A 20,585-nucleotide genomic window follows, 5' to 3' on the forward strand; every position below is an offset into this window, starting at 1 on the left:
GAAATTTTTCAGACGGCCTTTTTTGTATCTATTTTTTGTCTTTTAACGAACCCAAATAAATTGCCAATAAAGTCAAAGTGGCGCCACACCATTGGACGGTATTAATCGGTTTATCCAGCCAGAAATAATCGATCAACATGGCGGCGACTGGTTCGGAGAGCAGTAGTAGGCCGGTCAATGATAAGGATAAAAGCGGGATGGCGTAAGCAATCAATGCCCAAGCAAAGCATTGCATGACGATGCCGTAGATGGAGACTAGAATCACATCGTTTAAAGTTTTGGGGTAAAGACGGGCAGCATCGAATAACAGCGATGGGATGACCAGCGCCATTGCGCCGCCGAAGCTTAAAATCATCATCAGCGGAAACAAACCGACTTTTTCCTGCTCATGGGTTTTGCGTACGAAAACCATAGACAGGGCCAGCATGGCACCGGACACTACGCCGCTGACAAATCCCCATGCGGCATTGTCGTTATGACCGAACTCTGGGCTGCCGATTAAGGCTACGCCTATGGTGGCCAATATCAAACTTAAAATTTGCAGGGTGCTTAAACGTTCCGAATAAAAGAAGAAGCCGATGGCGGCTAAAAAGAAAATCTGCAGGCTGTTGAGCAAGGTGGAAATGCCGGGGCCTACGGCGTGAATACTTTCGTGCCAAAGGGCGAGGTCGAATGCGAGGAAAACGCCGGATAAGATTGCGTAGCCAACTGTTTTTCTTTTTGTGGGCATTTTTTGTCTGAAAAAACGCCCGAGCAGGAAGAATATAGGGGCGGCGATCAGCAAGCGCCAGAATGCGATGGCGTAAGAGCCGACATCGACAAATTTGACAATCAAACTGCCCAAGCCGAAGACGACGCAGCCGACGACCAATAGGGGCGCTGCATAATTTCCCGAACGTGTGTTCATCGGCCTCTCCAAGAATCAAATGAAGGCGATTATTCCATAAAAGATAGATGAGGCGCTAATGATAAATAGTCGTCAGCCAAGATAAAGGGTTTATGATGAAAGGCCGTCTGAAAATTGTTTCAGACGGCCTTTTGATGATTTTCTGGCTTGATTTCGTATTGTTGTAGTATAAAATCGTTTTACGCCGTGTTTTCAGACGGCCTGATCAGTTTTGGTTTTGAGAAAAGGATTATTGGAAATGGCAAGCCCTATTCGTGCGTTTTTGGATTATGTGCCGTCGGTTGATGAGTCTTGTTTTGTAGATGAGACTTCGGTAGTGATTGGCGAAGTGTCGCTGGCGGAAGATGTATCCGTTTGGCCTTATGCCGTATTGCGCGGCGATGTGAACAGTATTTCTATCGGCAAGCGCAGCAATGTGCAGGACGGCAGCGTTTTGCATGTGTCGCATAAGAATGCGGCGAAGCCTGACGGTTCGCCTTTGATTATCGGCGATGATGTGACGATTGGACATAAGGTTATGCTGCATGGCTGCCGAATTGGAAATCGTGTGTTGGTGGGCATGGGCTCGATTATTTTGGACGATACGGTTGTCGAAGATGATGTGATGATAGGCGCGGGCAGTTTGGTGCCTCCTCGCAAGCGTTTGGAAAGCGGTTTTTTATACGTCGGTTCGCCTGTGAAACAAGTGCGTCCGCTGACTGATGAGGAAAAGGAATTTTTGACGTATTCCTCTGCGCATTATGTCCGCTTGTCCGGCCAGCATAAAATTTCAAAATAAGGAAGCCCAATACAATGAACGCAATTTATCTGGCTTCGGGCAGTCCGCGCCGTCGTGAGATTTTGGAGAATTTGGGTTTCACGGTACACCGCCTTCCTGCGGATATTGATGAGACCCCTAAAGAAGGCGAAGCTGCAGTAGAGTATGTGCGCCGTATGGCCTGTGAGAAAAATCAGGCGGCGGTGGCGCAATGGTTTGCTGCTCATAATCAAGAACCTGAGTTTGCTGTATTGACGGCGGATACGACGGTGGCGGATGGTGCGGTTATTTTAGGTAAACCGGAATCCGAGGCGGATGCGGTCGATATGCTGGAACGTTTATCCGGACGGACGCATCAAGTGCTGACGGCTGTATGCGTTTATTGGCAAGGTGTGCGCCATGATGTGGTGCAGACGAGCGAAGTGCGCTTTAAAACGTTGACGGCTGAGGAGATTGCAGCCTATGTTGCCAGCGGCGAGCCGATGGACAAAGCCGGTGCATATGGGATTCAGGGTTTGGGCGGCGTATTTGTCGAGCATTTGCAGGGCAGTTTTACCGGCGTGATGGGTTTGCCGGTTTATGAGACCGCGCAACTACTGAAATCTTTGGGTTTGGAAGCGCCTCCGTTTGCTTAAAATTAGGCAAATGCCGTCTGAAAGCGTGCCGACAAAAACGCCTGTTTCAGTTACAATACTGCCTTAAACAGCTTGCTTGAAGAAAGATATGAAAGAACATAAGGCCCGGAAACGCTTCGGGCAGAATTTTTTGCAGGATACGCGGATTATTAGCGATATTGTCAACGCGGTCAGACCGCAGCCTGATGATATCGTGATTGAAATCGGCCCGGGCTTGGCCGCCATTACCGAGCCTTTGGCGAAAAAACTCAACTGCCTGCATGTTTGCGAAATTGACCGCGACATCGTACGCCGTCTGAAAACCCTACCGTTTGCAGACAAATTGGTGATACACGAAGGCGATGTATTGCAGTTTGATTTCAACAGCATTGAAGGCAAGAAAAAAATTGTCGGCAACCTGCCGTACAATATTTCCACGCCGCTTTTGTTCCGATTGAGCGAAGTGGCAGACGATGTGATCGATATGCACTTTATGCTGCAAAAAGAAGTGGTCGAACGCATGGTGGCGCAGCCGAAAACCAACGACTATGGCCGTCTGGGCGTGATGCTGCAATATTTCTTCGATATGGAAATGTTGATTGAAGTACCGCCTGAATCCTTTGATCCTGCGCCAAAAGTAGATTCGGCCGTCGTTCGCATGATTCCGGTGAAACACCGCATCGGTAAAGCGGAAGATTTTGAACATTTTGCCAAACTGGTGAAACTGGCTTTCCATCAACGCCGCAAAACCATACGCAATAATTTGAAGGAACTTGCCGGCGATGATGATTTGCAGGCAGTCGGCATCAATCCGCAGGACAGGGCAGAACACATCGCCGCTGAGAAGTATGTGGAATTGAGCAATTATCTGGTTCAAAAGGCCGTCTGAAACAGTGATGGTAATTTTTAAGCAACCTCCTATTCAATGGGAGGTTCTGGGTGATTCATATTTGTGGTGCGAATTAGCGCAGTATTTTTCCGGTAAGGACATGCCGCCTGAGCGGCACCGTTTTGAAGCAGCAATTATCGGCGCAGTTTGGGTATTGACCGGGCATCGTCTCGATAGGGAAGAGCAATTTAAAGTCAATCGGTACAATAAAGGCGGAATCTCAGGCGACATAGTCAGTTGCCGCTTTTGGCTGGAAACTGCCATTCCTTTGCTTTGGCAGCGGCAAACGCAACTTAGGCCCCGAAAATTTTGGCAGTTTGGAAAGAAATAATGATTAAATTCAAAAATGTACACAAACATTTTAAAGATTTGCACGTTATCAACGGCGTGAATCTGGAAGTCAAACAAGGCGAAGTGGTCGTTGTATGCGGCCCTTCGGGTAGTGGCAAATCTACGCTGATTCGTACGGTAAACCAACTCGAGCGCATTGAAAGCGGCGAGATTTGGGTGGATGGCATCAATGTTGCCGATCCAAAAACCGATTTGAACAAAGTGCGCGAAGAAGTGGGTTTTGTGTTCCAAGGGTTCAATCTGTATCCGCATTTGACTGTCTTGAAAAATATAATTCTTTCTCCGATGAAAGTGAAAAACCAAAGCCGTGAAGAGGCGGAAAAGAAAGCGATGGAGCTTTTGGAACGTGTCGGCTTGGCGCATAAAAAAGACGCGCTGCCCGGCCAGCTTTCCGGCGGTCAGCAGCAGCGTGTGGCGATTGCACGCGGTTTGGCGATGGAGCCGCGCGTGATGTTGTTTGACGAGCCGACTTCTGCGCTTGACCCTGAAATGGTCGGTGAAGTATTGAAAGTGATGAAAGACTTGGCTGAAAGCGGCATGACCATGATGTGTGTGACCCATGAGATGGGTTTTGCGCGCGAAGTTGCCGACCGTGTGATTTTTGTCGATAAAGGCCAGATTCTGGAAGATGAAACGCCGGAAGAATTTTTTACTAATCCGAAACACGAGCGTGCCAAACAATTCCTGCAACAGGTGATGACACATTAAACTCGGGCCGTCTGAAATTTCAGACGGCATGATCGGTTTGAATGATTTTGAAAGTTGAAAATAATGTATTTTGTTGACCGTACTGCTGTCGTGCTGAAGCCGACCGCCCGTTTTTTGGAATGGCTGAAATCCGCCGATGAAAATATGCCTGACCTGACCGTCGAGCAACTGCGCACCAACTGCTCTGTATTCCTTGTACCGCAATTTGACGAACCCGAATCCGTCATTTCTTATTTTGACGAACGCTACCAGCAGATTTTTGAAGCCGAATTGGCCGGCTGGGACATCGATAAAAGCAAATGGCCGCAAGACATGAGCTTGAAGGCTTTTTGGGAATTTTTCGATACCGAAATCCACGATATGGTTTTGGATATGGAAGAGGCGGAATTGAACATTACGCCTGTTTTCGACAATATGATGTAAAGCCGTGCGAAGTTTTCAGACGGCCTTAAAGCCCTCGCGTTTTTTGAAAATTCTGATTGTCTTCTTACACCTTTCGGCATTGGCCTTATGCCTTGCCGAGTTTTACGGCTGGATGATGTGGCTGGGTTTGGCGGCATTGGCCGGCAGTTTTGCCTATGCTTGGCGCAGCGTTAATTTTCATGCTCAAAATGCGGTCGGAAAAATCATCATCGACCGCCAATACCGTGCGACGATTTACTTGAATGACGAGAAAGAAGGAAGAAGCGCGGTTTTGCAAGACGGCAGTATGTTGACGGTTTATGCTTTGTTTTTGCAATGGAATGTTGACGGGAAAATAGTCAAACACTGCATCTTGCCCGATATGGCCGATCGCGATGCCTACCGCCGTCTGAAAGTGTGGGCGCGCTGGTGCCGTGAAAAAGAAGACAAAGCAGAACTTGCGGCAGATATGGATTAAACGGCTGTTTCAGACGGCCTTTTGAAGCGATAGATACAATGAAAACATTACAAGACTGGCTTTCTCATTTGGAGACTGCCCATAGTTCCGGCCTTATTGATATGGGTTTGGAACGCGTGGGAGAGGTGAAAAAACGCATGAATTTGGTGCCGCAATGTCCTGTCGTGGTGGTGGCGGGTACCAATGGCAAAGGCTCTGTATGCGCCTATTTGTCGCATATTTATAAAGAAGCCGGTTTTAAAGTCGGTACGCTGACCAGTCCGCATCTTCTGCGTTACAACGAACGAATCGCCATCAACACTCAGCCGGTTTCAGATGAACTGATTGTTTCCTCATTTGAGCGCATCGAAGCGGCGCGCGGCGAAATTTCTCTGACGTATTTTGAGTTTAATGCTTTGGCTGCCGTCGATATTTTCATGCATGAAAATGTGGACGTAATGATTTTGGAAATCGGTTTGGGCGGAAGATTAGATGCTGTGAATGTATTCGATGGCGACTGTTCAGTCGTTACCAGTGTGGATTTGGATCATCAGGCCTTTTTGGGCGATACCGTCGAGCAGGTTGGTTTTGAGAAAGCCGGGGTGTTCCGTAGCGGCAAACCAGCCGTGTGCGGCCAGAATCCTGCGCCTGAATCATTGGTCAAACACGCAGAAGAAATTGGCGCGAAACTGTTGATGGTTCAGCGAGATTTTGATTTTGCATCAATGGAAAGCGTACAGTGGAACTACCGCTTCCATCCGCAATCTTCAGACGGCCAAAGCCGTAACCGCAATTCCTTGCCGTTTCCTGCTTTGCGCGGTGCCTATCAGTTGTCCAATGCCGCATGTGCATTGACGGTGTTGGAGTGTTTGAATAATCAGCTGCCCGTTGACATCGGCGCGATTAAACGCGGTTTGCTGTTGGTTGAGAATCCTGGACGTTTCCAAGTTTTGCCCGGCCGTCCGCTGGTGGTTTTGGATGTCGGCCACAATCCGCACGCAGCCCGTGCTTTGCGCCGCAGTCTGATTAACCTTGCCTTTGCCCAAAAACGTACTGCTGTATTCAGTATGTTGTCCGACAAAGATATTGATGGCGTGCTGGAAATCGTTAAAGATCAGTTTGACGAGTGGAACATCGCGCCTTTAGATGTACCGCGCGGCATGACGATAGAGGCTTTGCAGGCCAAACTGGCCGAACACGGCATCGACAATGTAAATGTTTTTGAAACTGTCGCTGCTGCCTACCGCGCTGCTTTGGCTAAAGCAACCGAAAATGATAGAATCGTTGTTTTCGGCTCATTCCATACTGTTGCCGATGTAATGGCTGTTTTGAAAGAACACTAACGAGGAAATTATCATGTCCGACAATAAACAAAAAGAAACTCCAAACGGATACGATTTAGACGGTTACGAACAACTCAAACGTCGCAACCGCCGTCGCTTGGTCTTAGCCTCCGGCTTGGTGGTGGCATCGGGTATGCTGTTCGGTCTGGCACTGACTTCCGGCGACGATAAAAATTCACCGTTTAAAGAAGCGCCTGTCGGTCAGAGCCAAGTCAAAACGGCTGATGAGCCGAGCAAGGCCGTTGTTTTAGAGCCGAATAAAGAGGATGTTGCGATGGCTGAAGAAGCAGCCCGCCATGCGGATGCTGAAGCGCAAAGCAAACCTCAAAATGCCGGCGACGAAGAAGACAATGCGCCGGTTGAAGTATTGAAGCCAAACCGTGAGTCTGCTCCCGAAGATGTTGGCGAGCCGTTGGTTTTGATCAACGATACTTTGGATGACGGCAATATTAAAGGCTTGGAAGAGTCCGAACGTATTCAACGCGCCGAGGCTGCCAAACGTGAAGCTGCGGAGCGCCGAGCCGAAGAACGCCGCCAACGTCAGGCTGAACAACGTGCTGCTGCGGCCCGTAAAACACAAGCCCAACAGGAAGCTGCTGAGAAAGAAAACGCATTGGTAGCTAAAAAACGTGCACTTCAAGCGCGTGCTGAAAAAGCAGAGCGTGAAGCCGCTGCCGAACGCAATAAATTGGCACAATTGGAAAAAGCAGAGAAAGCCATTGCCGAGCGTAAATCTGCCAAAAACAGCAAAGACAGCGTAAAAGACAAGGCCGAACCTGCCAAGAAAGCAGAAGCCAAAGTTGAAAAACCAAAAAATGAAAAGGCTAAACCGGAAACGGCCAAAGCAGAAAAAGCCGATAAGGTAAAAACTGCCGAGAAGCCGTCTGAAAAAGCCAAGCCTAAAGCTGAAAAAGAAACAGTAGAAGCCAAGCCTGCGAAAAAAGCCGCTATTCAGGCTGGTTATGCTGAAAAAGAACGCGCACAAAGCCTGCAACGTAAAATGAAAGCCGCAGGTATCGATTCGACCATTACTGAAGTGATGACCGATAAAGGTAAGGTGTATCGCGTGAAATCAGCCAGTTATAAAAATGCACGCGATGCAGAGCGCGATTTGAACAAATTGCGTGTACATGGCATTGCCGGTCAGGTGACCAGTGAGTAATTTGCCTGTTGCCGATTTGTTGGCTGTCGCCGTCATCGTCATCTGCATCATTATCTCGTTGACACGGGGGATTATTGCCGAAGCAGGAGCGATGGTGGCCTGGGTGGTATCGTTTATTGCAGCCAGAACGCTCGCCGTGCCGTTTGCCGATGTGGTCTTTAAATCGGTTGAGCCGCATTCTTTGGCGGTTGCAATGGGTTTTGCCGCTGTGTTTTTTCTGGCATGGCTGTTGCAGAAACTGGCACGATCGCTGTTGAGCAGTTTGATGTCTGCCTTTGGTTTGGGAAGCATCAACCGTTTGCTTGGCGGCGTATTCGGTGCAGTGAAAGGTGTGATTTTGGTGACACTGGCAGTGATGGTTTTTTCACACACTGATTTGCCGAAAACGGAAGAGTGGCAAAGTTCGCACACAATTCCGTATTTTGAATCACTTGCAGATGCTGCGATGCCTTATCTGCCTGGAAAAGATAAGGCAATGCCCCATCTTTCTAGTAAAGCGGCTGAAGTAGAAGAATTGGATGATTGAGTTTGACGGATTCAGACGGCCTATAGGCCGTCTGAATCCGTTTTTATTTGCGTAAATTTAGCATCATATTGTCAACAATTTGAGCAAACTCATCTAAATTATTTTATAATGACAGTTTACCCATTTAATCTTCAAACTCGGAGAAGCACGATATGTGTGGTGTATTAGGTTTGGTTAGTCATGAGCCGGTCAATCAGATGTTGTATGATGGTTTGCAGATGTTGCAACACCGTGGTCAGGACGCAGCAGGTATTGTTACTGCCGAAGGCAATATATTTCATATGCACAAGGGCAAAGGCATGGTGCGCGAAGTGTTCCGTACCCGCAATATGCGCGACTTGGTCGGTAATGCAGGCATTGCACATGTCCGCTATCCGACTGCAGGCAATGCGGGCAGCAGCGCAGAGGCTCAGCCGTTTTATGTCAGCTCCCCATTCGGCATTGTTTTGGCACACAATGGTAATCTGACTAATACCGAAGAGCTCTATGAAAACGTATGCAACAAACACCTGCGCCACGTTAATACCAGCTCCGATTCTGAAGTCCTACTCAATGTATTCGCACACGAATTACGCCGCGAAGTCTCTAAAAATACAGCCCCTTATCAACTTACCATCGACAATATTTTCAACGCCGTTTCCGAAGTACACCGCTTGGTGCGCGGCGCATACGGCGTAGTAGCCATGATTGCAGGATACGGCATGCTGGCTTTCCGGGATCCTTTCGGTATCCGTCCATTGGTTTTGGGTTCGCAAATTGACGAATCCGGCAAAAAATCTTATGCTGTTGCCTCCGAATCCGTTGCCTTTAATGCACTTGCCTATGATTTGGAACGCGATATCCAGCCGGGCGAAGCCGTATTTATTGGTTTTGACGGCACGATTATTTCCCGTCAATGCAGCGATAAAGCCAAATTAAGCCCTTGTCTTTTTGAATATGTTTATTTTGCCCGCCCGGACTCCGTCATCGATGGCGTTTCCGTTTATCAGTCCCGTATGGATATGGGCGTATCTTTGGCAGAAAAAATCAAACGCGAGCTGCCTGTCGATGATATCGATGTCGTGATGCCGATTCCCGATACCAGCCGACCCAGCGCGATGGAGCTTGCCGTTCATCTCGAAAAACCTTACCGCGAAGGTCTGATTAAAAACCGCTACATTGGCCGCACCTTTATTATGCCTGGCCAAGCAACACGCAAAAAATCAGTACGCCAAAAACTCAGCCCGATGGAAACCGAGTTTAACGGCAAAAGCGTTTTATTGGTGGATGATTCCATTGTACGCGGTACGACCAGCCGTGAAATCGTCGAAATGGTACGCGCGGCAGGTGCACGCAAAGTCTACATTGCTTCTGCCGCTCCTGAAGTACGCTATCCGAATGTGTACGGTATCGATATGCCGACCCGTGAAGAACTGATTGCAAACGGCCGCAGCGCAGCAGAAATCGCAACCGAGATTGGCGCAGACGGCATCGTCTTCCAAAACTTAGAAGATTTGGAAGCAGTAGTCAAAGCACTCAATCCAAAAATCGAATCCTTTGATTCTTCATGCTTTAACGGTGTTTATCAAACCGGCGATATCGATGAAGCATATCTGAACCGTCTCTCTACCGAAAAATCAGGTTGTGGCGGCTTGAAAGTTCATCCAAGCAAAATGGAACACAGCATCAGTATCAGCGATAGCGATGATGAAGAATAAAGTAAATTGACTTACAATAAAGGCCGTCTGAAAATTAACGTTCAGACGGCCTTTAATTATGTTTTAGACACATCATGAGTACCGAAACCAAAAATTACATCACACCTACCGGTTGGCAGGCATTGAAAGACGAACTGTATCATCTGGTCAACAAAGAACGCCCGGAAATCGTCCAAATCGTTAACTGGGCGGCAAGCAATGGCGACCGCAGCGAAAATGGCGACTATCTTTACGGTAAACGCCGTATGCGCGAAATCGACCGCCGTATCCGCTTCTTAACCAAACGCTTGGAAGCAGCCGTTGTCGTCGACCCTGAAGCGCGCGAAGCCACGGACCAGGTTTTTTTCGGCGCCACCGTTGGCTTATTGCGCGGAGACGGTCGTGAACAAACCGTCAAAATCGTCGGCGTAGATGAAATCGATACTGCTAAAAACAAAATCTCATGGATTTCGCCTTTGGCACGCAGCCTGATTAAAGCACGCGAAGGTGATGAAGTTGTCTTGGATACACCGGAAGGGCGTGAGGTTATAGAGATTCTGTCGGTGGAATATATTAAGATTGACTGATTATGCGTGAATAAAGCAAGTGAAGCTATAAAAGGCCGTCTGAAAAATATACTTTCAGACGGCCTTTTATTGATTGTATCTACGTTTTTAAGATTTTCCGGCTTTATCTCCGATTTTGCTTTCTTTGCCTTGAATCAGATTTTGAATATTGCTTTTATGGCGGTACAACACCAATGCGGCAATGAATACAGTTGCCCATGCCCAAGAGGCGTGTGGCATCATGAAGAAGGCGAAGATGGGTGCGCAGATGGTGGCAACCAGTGCGGCGAGTGAGGATACTTTGAAACCGAATGCCATGACTAGCCAAACCAATGTGCAGAGTAGGGCGGTTGCGGGGGAGAGGGCAAGTAAGACGCCTAATGCGGTGGCTACGCCTTTGCCGCCTTTAAAATTGAAAAATATTGGCCACATATGACCGACCAATGCGGCGATGGCAATCAGGGCTATCGTTGCATCTGACAAATTTAAAGCATCTTGCAGACAGCGTGCCAAGATGACGGCAACCAAGCCTTTTACTGCATCGCCGAGCAGGGTCAGTGCGGCCGCTTTTTTCTTACCGCTGCGCAAGACGTTGGTGGCGCCGGGGTTGCCGGAGCCGTAAGTGCGCGGATCGTCCATGCCGTAATATTTTGATACGATGACGGCAAAAGACAGGGAGCCGATAAGATAGGCGGCAATAATGGCGAGTACATTGAACATTTTGGGTGCTTTACTTAAAATGGGAATGGTTATTCTATCAAAAAAACGGACAGGCAAATGGATAAAATCTTTTTGTACGGCATGAAGGCCGATACTTTAATCGGCGTATATGATTGGGAACGCGAGCGTAAACAGACTTTGATTTTGGATTTGGAAATCAGTGTCCCCGAGCGTACCGGCACGAGCGACGATATCGGAGACACCATCCATTATGGTGAAGTATGCGAAGTTGTACGCCGCAGCCTTGCCGAACAGGATTTTTTACTGCTGGAAACTTTGGCGGAACATATCGCCCAATTGATTTTAAATGATTTTGGTGCGGCCAAAGTGCGCGTCCGTATTGTGAAACCGGGTATCTTGCTCGATGTGGCGCAGGTCGGTATTGAGATTGAACGTACTCGGGAATAGGGCTTATCTATGCCGTCTGAAAAAGGATTTCAGACGGCCTTTAATATTTAATAATTTGGAAATGAGGTAAAAAATGGATTTGAAAGAAACTAAATTAAGCAGCGAGCCAATCTACGAAGGTTCTTTTGTTACCATCAGCCGCGATCGGGTTCGCCTACCCAACGGCAATGAAAGCCAACGAGTTGTGATCCGCCATCCGGGTGCTGCGTGTGTGTTGGCGGAAACGGAAGACGGCAAAGTTGTTTTGGTGCGCCAATGGCGTTATGCCGCCGATCAGGCGACGTTGGAATTGCCGGCGGGTAAATTGGATATGGCGGACGAAGATCCTGCCGAATGCGCTTTGCGTGAGTTGGCAGAAGAAACGCCATATGTCGCCGACAGTGTCAAACTGTTGTACTCCTTTTATACTGCAGTTGGTTTTTGTGATGAGAAAATGTATCTCTACCAAGCGCAAGGCGTGCGTTTGGGTAGCGAATTGAGCAATGATGAAGATGAAATTACTGAAACCGTCCTGATGAGCAAGGACGAGGTGCGCAATGCATTGGTAAACGATGAAATCAAAGATGGTAAGACTTTGATTGGTTTGCAGTATTGGTTGACTCAGAATTGATATGTTAAGTAGAAAATCCTTGATGGATTTCTGAATACTTGAGCCTGATATTTAGATAATAAAGGTTTCATACAAACAAGGCCGTCTGAAAAAGCTTTCAGACGGCCTTGTTTTATTGTGTAGCCGGATTTTAGCCTAATAAAGCCGGTGCAAACCGTGTGATCGTATCGCGTAAAACGATGAGTTTGCCGTGGAAGAAGTGGGACGAACCGGCAATGGTTACAACCGGCAGGCCTTGTGGTTCTGCCCATGTCAGGGCTTTGTTGATTTCGACGACTTCGTCTTCCGCGCCATGGATCATCAATGTTTTGGCGACATCAGGAACATCGGATGGTTCCGGGCGGTCGGTGTAGTGATGGACGGCGGCGCCCATCAGCAACAGCAAATCAGGCGTGCGTGCTTGTGCGGCAAAGGTGGAAACGTAGCCGCCGAATGAGAAACCTGCCAGGACGAATTGCGGCGCGTCAGGATGTTGCACGCGGGCGTAGTCGATAACGGCAATGCAGTCTTGCGTTTCGCCGCGGCCGTAGTCGTGTTCGCCTTCACTATTGCCTACGCCGCGCAAATTGGGCAGGTAGCAATGGAAGCCGAGTTGGCTGAGGGCTTTGGCAGCGGTTTGGATGACTTTGTTGGTGTTGGTGCCGCCTTGCAGGGGATTGGGGTGGTTGATGACGGCAACGCCGCGGGCGGAGTCTTGTGCGCTTGGCAGGTAGATGGTTTCCAGCAAACCGGCCGGGCCGGGAATTTGAATGATATCGGGTTTGAGCATGGGTGTGTCCTTGTTTGTTTTTTCAGACGGTCTGAAGCGGTTTACAGATAAAAATTCTTGCCGTTGTTTTGATTATTGGCTTTCAAATCAGCAAGCATCCGTTTGAAGTCCAAGCCGTATTTTTCGCTTAATTTTTCGGCGCGTTTTTTTAAGTTGTCGAGATTTTGTTCTTTAGGGCTGCTTTGGAATGCCATGACCGCTACGTTGCCGTGGCTTTCTGCAGGCAGCTCGAGTACGCGGCCGTCAAAGACGTTGAGCAGGCGTTCGACAAAGCGTTGGTAACGCTGATCGCCGCTCCACCAGTTGGTCACAAATACACCGTCGGGGGAGAGGGCGTTGCGGCAGTCTTGGAAGAAGGGTTCTTCCACCAAAGCATCGATAATCTGTTCGCCGTCAAAACCATCTACCAAAATTACATCGGTATTGTGGCGGAACACTTTAATATATTCCGCGCCATCCGCCTCGATAATTTCAAAATGTTCGCCTTCGTGCGGCAATTCAAACAGGCTGCGCGCTACGGCGATGACTTGCGGATTGATGTCAATGGCGGTTTGCTTGGTATCGGGCAGGTAGCTGTCTATCCAACGGGCAAACGAGCCGCCGCCCAAGCCAATTTGGGTGATGTGTTTGGGCGGGGTTTCTGCAAACAGCAGCCAACCCATCATGGCGCGGCTGTACGACAACACAAGCTCGGACGGATGATCGACATTCATGGAGCTTTGAATGGTGTCGCTGCCCAAGTGCAGGGAACGGATATTGCCTTCTTCAGAAATACCGACTTCGGGCAGATGGGATTTGGCTGGGCGCAGGCGGCGGTAAGGATGGCGGGGTGGCATGTGTGCAGACGAAAGATGTGAAAGGCGTTATTTTAACAGAAACCATGATGTTTTGCGCTGGGGCGGTTTTCAGACGGCCTTTGAGCGTGTTGGATGGCAAGATAAGGCATGTATTTAATTTTCTTTAAAATCATTGGTTTTTATAATTTCGTGAGTAACTTTGTTTTAAAATGCTTGCCAAGATGGGAACTTATCGGCATAATGCCGACTTCCTTGCCGGTATAGCTCAGTTGGTAGAGCACCTGACTTGTAATCAGGGGGTCCCGAGTTCGACTCTTGGTGCCGGCACCAGTTAAAGACTGATGGTGCCGCAAGGCATTTCAGTAAGCCGGTATAGCTCAGTTGGTAGAGCACCTGACTTGTAATCAGGGGGTCCCGAGTTCGACTCTTGGTGCCGGCACCAATTAAAAGCCCGATTGTGAAAGCAGTCGGGCTTTTTGCTTATGCTTTGATATTTTAAAAGCAGACCTTATAATACCGCGTTTCCATTACAACAAAGGGCTGCCCGTCGGGTAGAACACACAAAACACCATGATTACCGTAAACACTTTGCAAAAAATGAAAGCAGAGGGCGAAAAAATCGCCATGCTGACCGCTTATGAATCCAGCTTTGCCGCGCTGATGGACAATGCCGGCGTGGATGTATTGCTAGTCGGCGATTCTTTGGGTATGGCGGTGCAAGGTCGTCAGTCCACTTTGCCGGTGAGCTTGCAGGATATGTGCTACCACACTGAATGTGTGGCTCGCGGTACTAAAAATGCCATGATTGTCAGCGACTTGCCGTTTGGCGCGTATCAGCAGAGCAAAGAGCAGGCATTTGCGGCGGCGGCTGAGTTGATGGCGGCCGGCGCGCATATGGTCAAGCTCGAAGGCGGTGTTTGGATGGCTGAGACCACTGAATTTCTGCAAATGCGCGGTATCCCTGTTTGCGCCCACATCGGCCTGACCCCGCAATCCGTGTTTGCATTCGGTGGCTATAAAGTACAAGGCCGAGGCGATAAGGCGGAAGCGTTGCTCAACGACGCCAAAGCGCATGATGCGGCAGGTGCGGCAATCGTATTGATGGAATGCGTTCCTGCAGAGTTGGCGAAAAAAGTAACCGAAACCGTTTCTTGCCCGACCATCGGTATTGGCGCAGGCGTGGATTGCGACGGTCAGGTTTTGGTGATGCACGATATGCTCGGCATTTTCCCCGGTAAAACTGCCAAATTCGTGAAAAACTTTATGCAGGGCAAAGACAGTGTTCAAGCTGCGGTCAAAGCCTATGTGGACGAAGTTAAAGCAAAAACGTTCCCATCTGTCGAACATACGTTTGCCGGATAAAATAAAAACCAGGCCGTCTGAAACTTATTTCAGACGGCCTTTTTAATGAATAAAAGCGTATAATCGGCGCGTGATTTCCGTTGATGAAACAGCGGAAAAGATAAAGGATTTTTCAAACCATGCAAATTATTCATACGATTAAAGAATTGCGCGAGTGGCGCAAAACTGCCGGAAAAGTGGCATTTGTACCAACCATGGGCAATCTGCACGAAGGCCATCTTGCGCTGGTGCGCGAAGCAAAAAAACGTGCCGATAACGTTGTGGTCAGTATTTTTGTCAACCGCCTGCAATTCGGACAAGGCGAAGATTTTGATAAATATCCGCGCACTTTGCAGCAAGATGCCGACAAATTGGCAGGCGAGGGCGTTGCCGTCGTATTTGCGCCTGATGAAAAAGAGCTGTATCCGAATGTGGAACAGCGTTTCAATGTCGAGCCTCCGCAACTGCAAAACGAATTGTGCGGCAAATTCCGTCCGGGCCATTTCCGTGGCGTGGCGACCGTTGTGACTAAGTTGTTCAACATTGTTCAACCCGATACTGCCTGCTTCGGCAAAAAAGACTATCAGCAGTTGGCGATTATCAAAGGCTTTGTCGAAGACTTGAATTTCAATATCGAAATCGTACCCGTCGACACCGGCCGCGCTTCAGACGGCCTGGCACTTTCCAGTCGCAACCAATATTTGAGCGAAGCAGAGCGCACAGAAGCGCCCCGCCTCTATCAAGAGTTGCAAAACATTGCCGCAGCCCTGAAAAACGGCAATCTGGATTACGCCCAGCTTGAGGCCGAATGTATCCGCCGTTTGACCGATGCCGGCTGGGTGGTTGATTACGTTGAAATCCGCCATGCACACAGCCTGGCAGTGGCTCATGTCGGTGATAAAGAATTGGTGGTGCTTGCCGCCGCCCGTTTGGGTACCACGCGCCTGATTGATAATTTGGAAGTGGCTTTGGCTTAAAACCAAGCTGCTGTTAAAGGCCGTCTGAAACCTGTTTTTCAGACGGCCTTTTGTTACAATAAGGCTTTTGCGTTTCTAAGGCTTTTCCATGTCCAAACCCACCGTTTCCCCGATGATGCAGCAGTATCTCGCCATCAAATCGCAACACGCCGACAAGCTGGTGTTTTACCGTATGGGCGACTTTTACGAGTTGTTTTTGGATGACGCGGTGGAAGCGGCAAAGCTGTTGGACATTACCCTGACCACGCGCGGGCAGATGGACGGCGTGCCAATTAAGATGGCGGGCGTGCCGTTTCATGCGGCGGAGCAGTATCTGGCGCGGCTGGTGAAAATGGGCAAAAGCGTAGCGGTGTGCGAGCAGGTGGGCGAAGTCGGCGCGGGCAAAGGGCCGGTGGAGCGCAAAGTCGTGCGCATCGTAACGCCCGGCACGCTGACCGACGCGGCGTTTTTGGAAGACAAGGAAACCAACCGCATCGCGGCGGTGAACGCGGATAAAAAACACATCGCCATCGCGTGGGCATCTTTGCAAAGCGGCGAATTCAAAACCAAGCTGACGACGGTGGACAAACTTGCCGACGAGCTTGCGCGTTTGCAGGCGGCGGAAATCCTGTTGCCCGAAGGCAAAAGCCTGCCTAATGGGTTTCAGACGACCTCTGCCAACATCACGCGCCTGAACTCGTGGCAGTTTGCCGCCGACGCCGGCGCGAAATTGTTGACCGAATACTTCGGCTGCCAAGACCTGCACGGCTTCGGTTTGGACGGCAAGGAACACGAAGCCGCCGTCGGCGCGGCGGGCGCGCTGTTGAACTACATCCGCCTGACGCAAAACCTGATGCCGCAACACTTAGACGGCATTTCGCTCGAAACTGACAGCCAATATATCGGCATGGACGCCCCCACGCGCCGCAATCTCGAAATCACACACACCCTCTCCGGCAAAAAATCGCCGACCCTGTTTTCCATACTCGACGGCTGCGCTACCCACATGGGCAGCCGCCTCCTGGCACTCTGGCTGCACCACCCCTTACGTAGCCGCGCCCACATCCGCGCCCGCCAAGAAGCCGTTGCCGCTCTGGGTTCGCAATACGAAACTTTGCAAGGCCGTCTGAAAAACATTGCGGACATCGAACGCATCGCCGCCCGCATCGCCGTCGGCAACGCCCGTCCGCGCGACCTCGCCGCCCTGCGCGACAGCCTGTTTGCCCTGTCCGAAATCGAATTGTCCTCCGAGGGCAGCAGTCTCTTAGAAACCCTCAAAGCCGTTTTCCCCGAAACCCTGCCCGTCGCCGAAACCCTCAAAGCCGCCGTGATGCCCGAACCTGCTGTCTGGCTTAAAGACGGAGGCGTCATCAACCAAGGCTATTGCGCAGAACTCGACGAGTTGCGCCACATCCAAAACCACGGCGACGAATTCCTGCTCGACCTCGAAGCGCGCGAACGCGAACGCACCGGCCTTTCCACCCTCAAAGTCGAGTTCAACCGCGTCCACGGCTTCTACATCGAGCTATCCAAAATTCAAGCCGAACAAGCCCCCGCCGACTACCAACGCCGCCAGACCCTGAAAAACGCCGAACGCTTCATCACTCCTGAACTCAAAACCTTCGAAGACAAAGTCCTGACCGCGCAAGAGCAGGCATTGGCACTGGAAAAACGCCTGTTTGAAGCCCTGCTGAAAGAAGTTCAGACGGCCTTGCCGCAGCTTCAAAAAGCAGCCAAAGCCGCCGCCGCCCTCGACGTACTTTCTACGTTTGCCGCGATTGCGGCAGAACGCGGCTTCGTCTGCCCCGAGTTTGTCGACTACCCCGCCATCCATATCGAAAACGGCCGCCATCCCGTCGTCGAGCAGCAAGTGCGCCACTTCACCGCCAACCACACCCGCCTTGACCACAAACACCGCCTCATGCTCCTGACCGGCCCCAACATGGGCGGCAAATCCACTTATATGCGCCAAGTCGCTCACATCGTCCTCATGGCGCACACCGGCAGCTTCGTGCCTGCCGACGCCGCCCAAATCGGCCCCATCGACCAAATCTTTACCCGTATCGGCGCATCGGACGATTTAGCTTCCAATCGCTCCACCTTCATGGTCGAAATGAGCGAAACTGCCTACATCCTCCACCACGCCACCGAGCAATCCCTCGTCCTTATGGACGAAGTCGGTCGCGGCACTTCGACTTTTGACGGCCTCGCCCTTGCCCAAGCCATTGCCGAACATTTGCTGCAAAAAAACAAATCCTTCAGCCTCTTTGCCACCCACTATTTCGAGCTGACCAAACTGCCCGAAGCCCACGCAACAGCAGTCAATATGCACCTCTCCGCGCTTGAGCAAGGACAAGACATCGTTTTCCTCCACCACATCGAGCCAGGCCCCGCCAGTAAAAGCTACGGCATCGCCGTCGCCAAACTCGCAGGCCTGCCCAACCGCGCTTTGAAAGCGGCTCAAAAGCATTTAAACGATTTGGAAAACCAAGCTGCCGCCAACCGTCCACAGTTGGATATTTTCAGCACCATGCCGTCTGAAAATGGGACAGATGAGGAAGGGAAAGAACAAGAAGTTGAGCCTATTGATAATTTGCAGACCAATGAATTGGCTGAAGCTTTGGCGCAAATTCAGCCCGACAACCTCACGCCGCGCGAAGCCTTGGATGCCTTGTATCGTTTGAAAGATATCTGCAATAAGGTGTCGTAAATAACGTAAAGGCCGTCTGAAACAGGGGAAATATATAATGAGTTTTACTGATATTACCGTGGTGGGTATTACCGGCGCAGATTCTTATACCGAGGGCACGATGTATGCCATTATCCGCAGCTGTGCCGAATTGCCCGGTAGCCGTGGATTGCTGATCAGCCCGAGCTGTCCGCAAGGTTTGCCGGAAAATATCCGACATCAGCCTTGCCGGCCATTCGGTTATCTAGAATACAATCTGTTTGTTTTGTACCAACTGATGTATTACATCGAAACCGATTATTGTTTGATTGTTCAGAATGACGGCTGGGTGTTGAACGGTCAAAATTGGCAGGATGCCTATCGGGAATATGATTATATCGGCGCACCTTTGCCGATTTTGTTGGAAACCGAAGCAGACGGGCAGTTTTTCCTGAAGGGAACCGACCAATATTTGGCCAAACAACATCTGATTCAGACTTCTCCGAATTTGGACGAGCCGCAGAACGGCGGTTTCAGCCTGCGCAGCAAGCGGCTTTTAACCATGCCGCGACAACTGGGTTTAAATGTAGAAATCCGACCGCCTTTGCCGCCGAAAGACGAGAAAATTGCCGATATGGAATGGCTGGTACGGTTGCACCACGAAGATATGTTTTTGACGGCGCAACACCGTTATAGATTGCAGGACTTGGGTTTGAAATTCGCGCCTCCGAATATTGCTACACAATTTTCTTCAGAAGTACCGTTTATCAATCGAATGAGGAATGTCCCTTTAGAGCGCGTCTTTGGGGCGCACTGGATGGGAAGTGTGGTCTTGACCGGCTGCAACCGTGTCCGTTTTACCCAATTAAATGGTGATGAGTTGGAAACATACTCCCGTTTTTTTAGAAATTTGGGTTATGAATTAGAATAAAAAAAGGCCGTCTGAAAGTTCAGACGGCCTTTTTTAATGGCTGTTAATGTTGATGATGGTGGGCATGGCGTGCAGCCGCGCGTTTGGTACCGACAGGCACAATCAGCGTTGCGTAAGTATTGTCTTTCTGACATACGCTTTTATCGCCGTAATCGGTCTCGTTCACCACTTTGATTTTCCACAAACCGTCAATCAGCGTAATCACATTGACCACGCCGTTTTTATCGGTTTTGCCGGAGAAGCCTTGGGGTTCGCGGTGGTCATGGGTCGATTCCAAGTCCATTTCGGCCAAAGTGTCCGAGCTGGCGGTAACGGTGGCTTTAACCAAAGGCTCGCCTTTGTACAGGACTTTGACCGGCAAAATACCGCCGGCTTTGACTGCGTTCGGATTTTTCAGCGGAACCAGTTCCAGCTCTTGGCCGATAGGGCGGGTCAATACCGCTTCATCGACTGCGCCGTTGCCCACGTGGACGAAACTCTTGCCGAACATTTGCGATTGTTCGCAATAGGTGGCACCGGCCAGCTGTTTCAAGGTTTGCTGTTTCCAGCCGTCTTGGTTTTTCGACCAGAAAGTCGGTTGGTAGGTCGCGCTGACCCAGTAGGAGCCTGCGGGCAGGGCGGCTTTGGAAACGTATTGATAGTTTTCGCCCTTATTCACCAAATCAACGGTTTTCTTTGAGCTGTCGGTCAATTGCAGCGGTTTGAAAATATGCACGCGGTCGTCGGCGATTTTTTCGATATTGGGGAAGTCGTGGCTGTAACCCAAATCCGCATGCAGGATTTTGCCGGCAGGCTGATGTGCCGGTGCGGCCACCCAAACATCGTGCGCCTGTGCCGCTGCGCCCAATCCCAGCAATCCTAAAAGCATCCACTGTTTCATCGTTTCTACACTCCATTTTGTTGTTGAATGAAAGGCCTTGTATTTTGGCGAGTAGAAACATTACTCTTATTTGCATTTTTTGTAAATAATAAGAACTATATTTTTTAATTATAAATAATTATTTATATTGAATTTTTAGACGGCCTG

23 protein-coding genes and 2 tRNA genes are annotated in these 20,585 nt (G+C 49.8%); 20 read left to right on the forward strand and 5 right to left on the reverse strand.

Going from position 1 to position 20,585, the window contains the following annotated elements:
• Window positions 1–28: 28 nt before the first annotated feature.
• Window positions 29–907 carry a DMT family transporter gene (locus ACTHTJ_RS00955; protein WP_070584131.1) on the reverse strand — a complete coding sequence of 293 codons (879 nt, stop codon included), beginning with the start codon at window positions 905–907 and terminating at the stop codon, window positions 29–31.
• A gap of 238 nt (window positions 908–1,145) precedes the next feature.
• Between ACTHTJ_RS00955 and ACTHTJ_RS00960 the strand changes: the two genes are divergently transcribed.
• The 12 genes from ACTHTJ_RS00960 (at window position 1,146) to greB (ending at window position 10,379) form a co-directional block, all read left to right on the forward strand.
• Window positions 1,146–1,685: a gamma carbonic anhydrase family protein gene (locus ACTHTJ_RS00960; protein ID WP_070584133.1), complete on the forward strand. Its 540-nt coding sequence runs from the start codon at window positions 1,146–1,148 to the stop codon at window positions 1,683–1,685.
• 14 nt (window positions 1,686–1,699) lie between these two features.
• On the forward strand, window positions 1,700–2,299 hold the full coding sequence (locus ACTHTJ_RS00965; RefSeq protein ID WP_070584135.1) for a Maf family protein: 600 nt from the start codon (window positions 1,700–1,702) through the stop codon (window positions 2,297–2,299).
• 88 nt (window positions 2,300–2,387) lie between these two features.
• Window positions 2,388–3,167 (forward strand): 16S rRNA (adenine(1518)-N(6)/adenine(1519)-N(6))-dimethyltransferase RsmA, encoded by a 780-nt coding sequence (gene rsmA, locus ACTHTJ_RS00970; RefSeq protein WP_049329405.1) that lies wholly within the window; start codon window positions 2,388–2,390, stop codon window positions 3,165–3,167.
• A 7-nt stretch (window positions 3,168–3,174) separates the two neighbouring features.
• On the forward strand, window positions 3,175–3,498 hold the full coding sequence (locus ACTHTJ_RS00975) for a hypothetical protein (RefSeq protein WP_070584139.1): 324 nt from the start codon (window positions 3,175–3,177) through the stop codon (window positions 3,496–3,498).
• The gene (locus tag ACTHTJ_RS00980; protein ID WP_070584141.1) at window positions 3,498–4,226 is read left to right on the forward strand and encodes an amino acid ABC transporter ATP-binding protein; all 729 of its coding nucleotides are present in this window, start codon (window positions 3,498–3,500) and stop codon (window positions 4,224–4,226) included. Before ACTHTJ_RS00975 ends, ACTHTJ_RS00980 begins: the two co-directional genes overlap by 1 nt.
• A gap of 63 nt (window positions 4,227–4,289) precedes the next feature.
• The gene (locus tag ACTHTJ_RS00985; RefSeq protein WP_003747228.1) at window positions 4,290–4,649 is read left to right on the forward strand and encodes a hypothetical protein; all 360 of its coding nucleotides are present in this window, start codon (window positions 4,290–4,292) and stop codon (window positions 4,647–4,649) included.
• 4 nt (window positions 4,650–4,653) lie between these two features.
• Complete coding sequence (locus ACTHTJ_RS00990; RefSeq protein WP_070584142.1) at window positions 4,654–5,106, forward strand: protein YgfX; 453 nt, start codon at window positions 4,654–4,656, stop codon at window positions 5,104–5,106.
• Between the two features lie 38 nt (window positions 5,107–5,144).
• Window positions 5,145–6,428, forward strand: a complete 1,284-nt coding sequence (gene folC / locus ACTHTJ_RS00995; protein ID WP_070584144.1) for a bifunctional tetrahydrofolate synthase/dihydrofolate synthase — start codon at window positions 5,145–5,147, stop codon at window positions 6,426–6,428.
• Window positions 6,429–6,441: 13 nt separating this feature from the next.
• Window positions 6,442–7,590 carry a cell division protein FtsN gene (gene ftsN, locus ACTHTJ_RS01000; protein WP_070584146.1) on the forward strand — a complete coding sequence of 383 codons (1,149 nt, stop codon included), beginning with the start codon at window positions 6,442–6,444 and terminating at the stop codon, window positions 7,588–7,590.
• Window positions 7,583–8,116: a CvpA family protein gene (locus ACTHTJ_RS01005; RefSeq protein WP_070584148.1), complete on the forward strand. Its 534-nt coding sequence runs from the start codon at window positions 7,583–7,585 to the stop codon at window positions 8,114–8,116. Before ftsN ends, ACTHTJ_RS01005 begins: the two co-directional genes overlap by 8 nt.
• Before the next feature lie 152 nt (window positions 8,117–8,268).
• Window positions 8,269–9,813, forward strand: coding sequence for an amidophosphoribosyltransferase (purF, locus tag ACTHTJ_RS01010; RefSeq protein WP_070584150.1), 1,545 nt, complete (start codon window positions 8,269–8,271; stop codon window positions 9,811–9,813).
• A 74-nt stretch (window positions 9,814–9,887) separates the two neighbouring features.
• The gene (gene greB, locus ACTHTJ_RS01015; protein ID WP_070584151.1) at window positions 9,888–10,379 is read left to right on the forward strand and encodes a transcription elongation factor GreB; all 492 of its coding nucleotides are present in this window, start codon (window positions 9,888–9,890) and stop codon (window positions 10,377–10,379) included.
• 87 nt (window positions 10,380–10,466) lie between these two features.
• Here greB and plsY read toward each other — a convergent pair whose 3' ends face one another.
• The gene (gene plsY, locus ACTHTJ_RS01020) at window positions 10,467–11,078 is read right to left on the reverse strand and encodes a glycerol-3-phosphate 1-O-acyltransferase PlsY (RefSeq protein WP_070584153.1); all 612 of its coding nucleotides are present in this window, start codon (window positions 11,076–11,078) and stop codon (window positions 10,467–10,469) included.
• A gap of 57 nt (window positions 11,079–11,135) precedes the next feature.
• Between plsY and folB the strand changes: the two genes are divergently transcribed.
• The gene (gene folB / locus ACTHTJ_RS01025) at window positions 11,136–11,486 is read left to right on the forward strand and encodes a dihydroneopterin aldolase (protein WP_070459906.1); all 351 of its coding nucleotides are present in this window, start codon (window positions 11,136–11,138) and stop codon (window positions 11,484–11,486) included.
• Window positions 11,487–11,559: 73 nt separating this feature from the next.
• Entirely contained in the window at window positions 11,560–12,096 is a 537-nt protein-coding gene (locus ACTHTJ_RS01030) for an NUDIX hydrolase (RefSeq protein WP_440360737.1), read from the forward strand.
• 130 nt (window positions 12,097–12,226) lie between these two features.
• Here ACTHTJ_RS01030 and ACTHTJ_RS01035 read toward each other — a convergent pair whose 3' ends face one another.
• Window positions 12,227–12,865 (reverse strand): alpha/beta hydrolase, encoded by a 639-nt coding sequence (locus ACTHTJ_RS01035; protein ID WP_070584156.1) that lies wholly within the window; start codon window positions 12,863–12,865, stop codon window positions 12,227–12,229.
• A 41-nt stretch (window positions 12,866–12,906) separates the two neighbouring features.
• Window positions 12,907–13,701 carry a polyamine aminopropyltransferase gene (locus tag ACTHTJ_RS01040; RefSeq protein WP_039862255.1) on the reverse strand — a complete coding sequence of 265 codons (795 nt, stop codon included), beginning with the start codon at window positions 13,699–13,701 and terminating at the stop codon, window positions 12,907–12,909.
• Between the two features lie 215 nt (window positions 13,702–13,916).
• Here ACTHTJ_RS01040 and ACTHTJ_RS01045 point away from each other — a divergent pair.
• The 6 genes from ACTHTJ_RS01045 to ACTHTJ_RS01070 all read left to right on the forward strand — a co-directional run bounded on the left by ACTHTJ_RS01045 (window position 13,917) and on the right by ACTHTJ_RS01070 (window position 19,558).
• Window positions 13,917–13,992, forward strand: a tRNA-Thr gene (locus ACTHTJ_RS01045).
• 36 nt (window positions 13,993–14,028) lie between these two features.
• Window positions 14,029–14,104: transfer RNA gene (locus tag ACTHTJ_RS01050), tRNA-Thr, on the forward strand.
• A 128-nt stretch (window positions 14,105–14,232) separates the two neighbouring features.
• Window positions 14,233–15,024 (forward strand): 3-methyl-2-oxobutanoate hydroxymethyltransferase, encoded by a 792-nt coding sequence (gene panB / locus ACTHTJ_RS01055; protein WP_049333454.1) that lies wholly within the window; start codon window positions 14,233–14,235, stop codon window positions 15,022–15,024.
• A gap of 119 nt (window positions 15,025–15,143) precedes the next feature.
• A complete protein-coding gene (gene panC / locus ACTHTJ_RS01060; protein WP_070584157.1) occupies window positions 15,144–15,980 on the forward strand; it encodes a pantoate--beta-alanine ligase in 837 nt (278 codons plus the stop codon).
• Between the two features lie 88 nt (window positions 15,981–16,068).
• A complete protein-coding gene (mutS, locus tag ACTHTJ_RS01065) occupies window positions 16,069–18,669 on the forward strand; it encodes a DNA mismatch repair protein MutS (protein WP_070584159.1) in 2,601 nt (866 codons plus the stop codon).
• Between the two features lie 37 nt (window positions 18,670–18,706).
• Window positions 18,707–19,558 carry a DUF5672 family protein gene (locus ACTHTJ_RS01070; RefSeq protein ID WP_070584161.1) on the forward strand — a complete coding sequence of 284 codons (852 nt, stop codon included), beginning with the start codon at window positions 18,707–18,709 and terminating at the stop codon, window positions 19,556–19,558.
• Between the two features lie 43 nt (window positions 19,559–19,601).
• Here ACTHTJ_RS01070 and ACTHTJ_RS01075 read toward each other — a convergent pair whose 3' ends face one another.
• The gene (locus ACTHTJ_RS01075; RefSeq protein WP_070584163.1) at window positions 19,602–20,438 is read right to left on the reverse strand and encodes a DUF4198 domain-containing protein; all 837 of its coding nucleotides are present in this window, start codon (window positions 20,436–20,438) and stop codon (window positions 19,602–19,604) included.
• Window positions 20,439–20,585: the final 147 nt, after the last annotated feature.

Origin of the sequence: Neisseria sp. P0018.S001 (genome assembly GCF_051957355.1) — a bacterium.
Lineage (GTDB): Bacteria > Pseudomonadota > Gammaproteobacteria > Burkholderiales > Neisseriaceae > Neisseria > Neisseria subflava_A.

Bases quoted from the DNA above. Each gene is read 5' to 3' on its own strand.
- ACTHTJ_RS00955 (WP_070584131.1), bottom strand. From the start codon at position 907: ATGAACACACGTTCGGGAAATTATGCAGCGCCCCTATTGGTCGTCGGC.
- ACTHTJ_RS00960 (WP_070584133.1), top strand. From the start codon at position 1,146: ATGGCAAGCCCTATTCGTGCGTTTTTGGATTATGTGCCGTCGGTTGAT.
- ACTHTJ_RS00965 (WP_070584135.1), top strand. From the start codon at position 1,700: ATGAACGCAATTTATCTGGCTTCGGGCAGTCCGCGCCGTCGTGAGATT.
- rsmA (WP_049329405.1), top strand. From the start codon at position 2,388: ATGAAAGAACATAAGGCCCGGAAACGCTTCGGGCAGAATTTTTTGCAG.
- ACTHTJ_RS00975 (WP_070584139.1), top strand. From the start codon at position 3,175: ATGGTAATTTTTAAGCAACCTCCTATTCAATGGGAGGTTCTGGGTGAT.
- ACTHTJ_RS00980 (WP_070584141.1), top strand. From the start codon at position 3,498: ATGATTAAATTCAAAAATGTACACAAACATTTTAAAGATTTGCACGTT.
- ACTHTJ_RS00985 (WP_003747228.1), top strand. From the start codon at position 4,290: ATGTATTTTGTTGACCGTACTGCTGTCGTGCTGAAGCCGACCGCCCGT.
- folC (WP_070584144.1), top strand. From the start codon at position 5,145: ATGAAAACATTACAAGACTGGCTTTCTCATTTGGAGACTGCCCATAGT.
- ftsN (WP_070584146.1), top strand. From the start codon at position 6,442: ATGTCCGACAATAAACAAAAAGAAACTCCAAACGGATACGATTTAGAC.
- purF (WP_070584150.1), top strand. From the start codon at position 8,269: ATGTGTGGTGTATTAGGTTTGGTTAGTCATGAGCCGGTCAATCAGATG.
- greB (WP_070584151.1), top strand. From the start codon at position 9,888: ATGAGTACCGAAACCAAAAATTACATCACACCTACCGGTTGGCAGGCA.
- plsY (WP_070584153.1), bottom strand. From the start codon at position 11,078: ATGTTCAATGTACTCGCCATTATTGCCGCCTATCTTATCGGCTCCCTG.
- folB (WP_070459906.1), top strand. From the start codon at position 11,136: ATGGATAAAATCTTTTTGTACGGCATGAAGGCCGATACTTTAATCGGC.
- ACTHTJ_RS01030 (WP_440360737.1), top strand. From the start codon at position 11,560: ATGGATTTGAAAGAAACTAAATTAAGCAGCGAGCCAATCTACGAAGGT.
- ACTHTJ_RS01035 (WP_070584156.1), bottom strand. From the start codon at position 12,865: ATGCTCAAACCCGATATCATTCAAATTCCCGGCCCGGCCGGTTTGCTG.
- ACTHTJ_RS01040 (WP_039862255.1), bottom strand. From the start codon at position 13,701: ATGCCACCCCGCCATCCTTACCGCCGCCTGCGCCCAGCCAAATCCCAT.
- panB (WP_049333454.1), top strand. From the start codon at position 14,233: ATGATTACCGTAAACACTTTGCAAAAAATGAAAGCAGAGGGCGAAAAA.
- panC (WP_070584157.1), top strand. From the start codon at position 15,144: ATGCAAATTATTCATACGATTAAAGAATTGCGCGAGTGGCGCAAAACT.
- mutS (WP_070584159.1), top strand. From the start codon at position 16,069: ATGTCCAAACCCACCGTTTCCCCGATGATGCAGCAGTATCTCGCCATC.
- ACTHTJ_RS01070 (WP_070584161.1), top strand. From the start codon at position 18,707: ATGAGTTTTACTGATATTACCGTGGTGGGTATTACCGGCGCAGATTCT.
- ACTHTJ_RS01075 (WP_070584163.1), bottom strand. From the start codon at position 20,438: ATGAAACAGTGGATGCTTTTAGGATTGCTGGGATTGGGCGCAGCGGCA.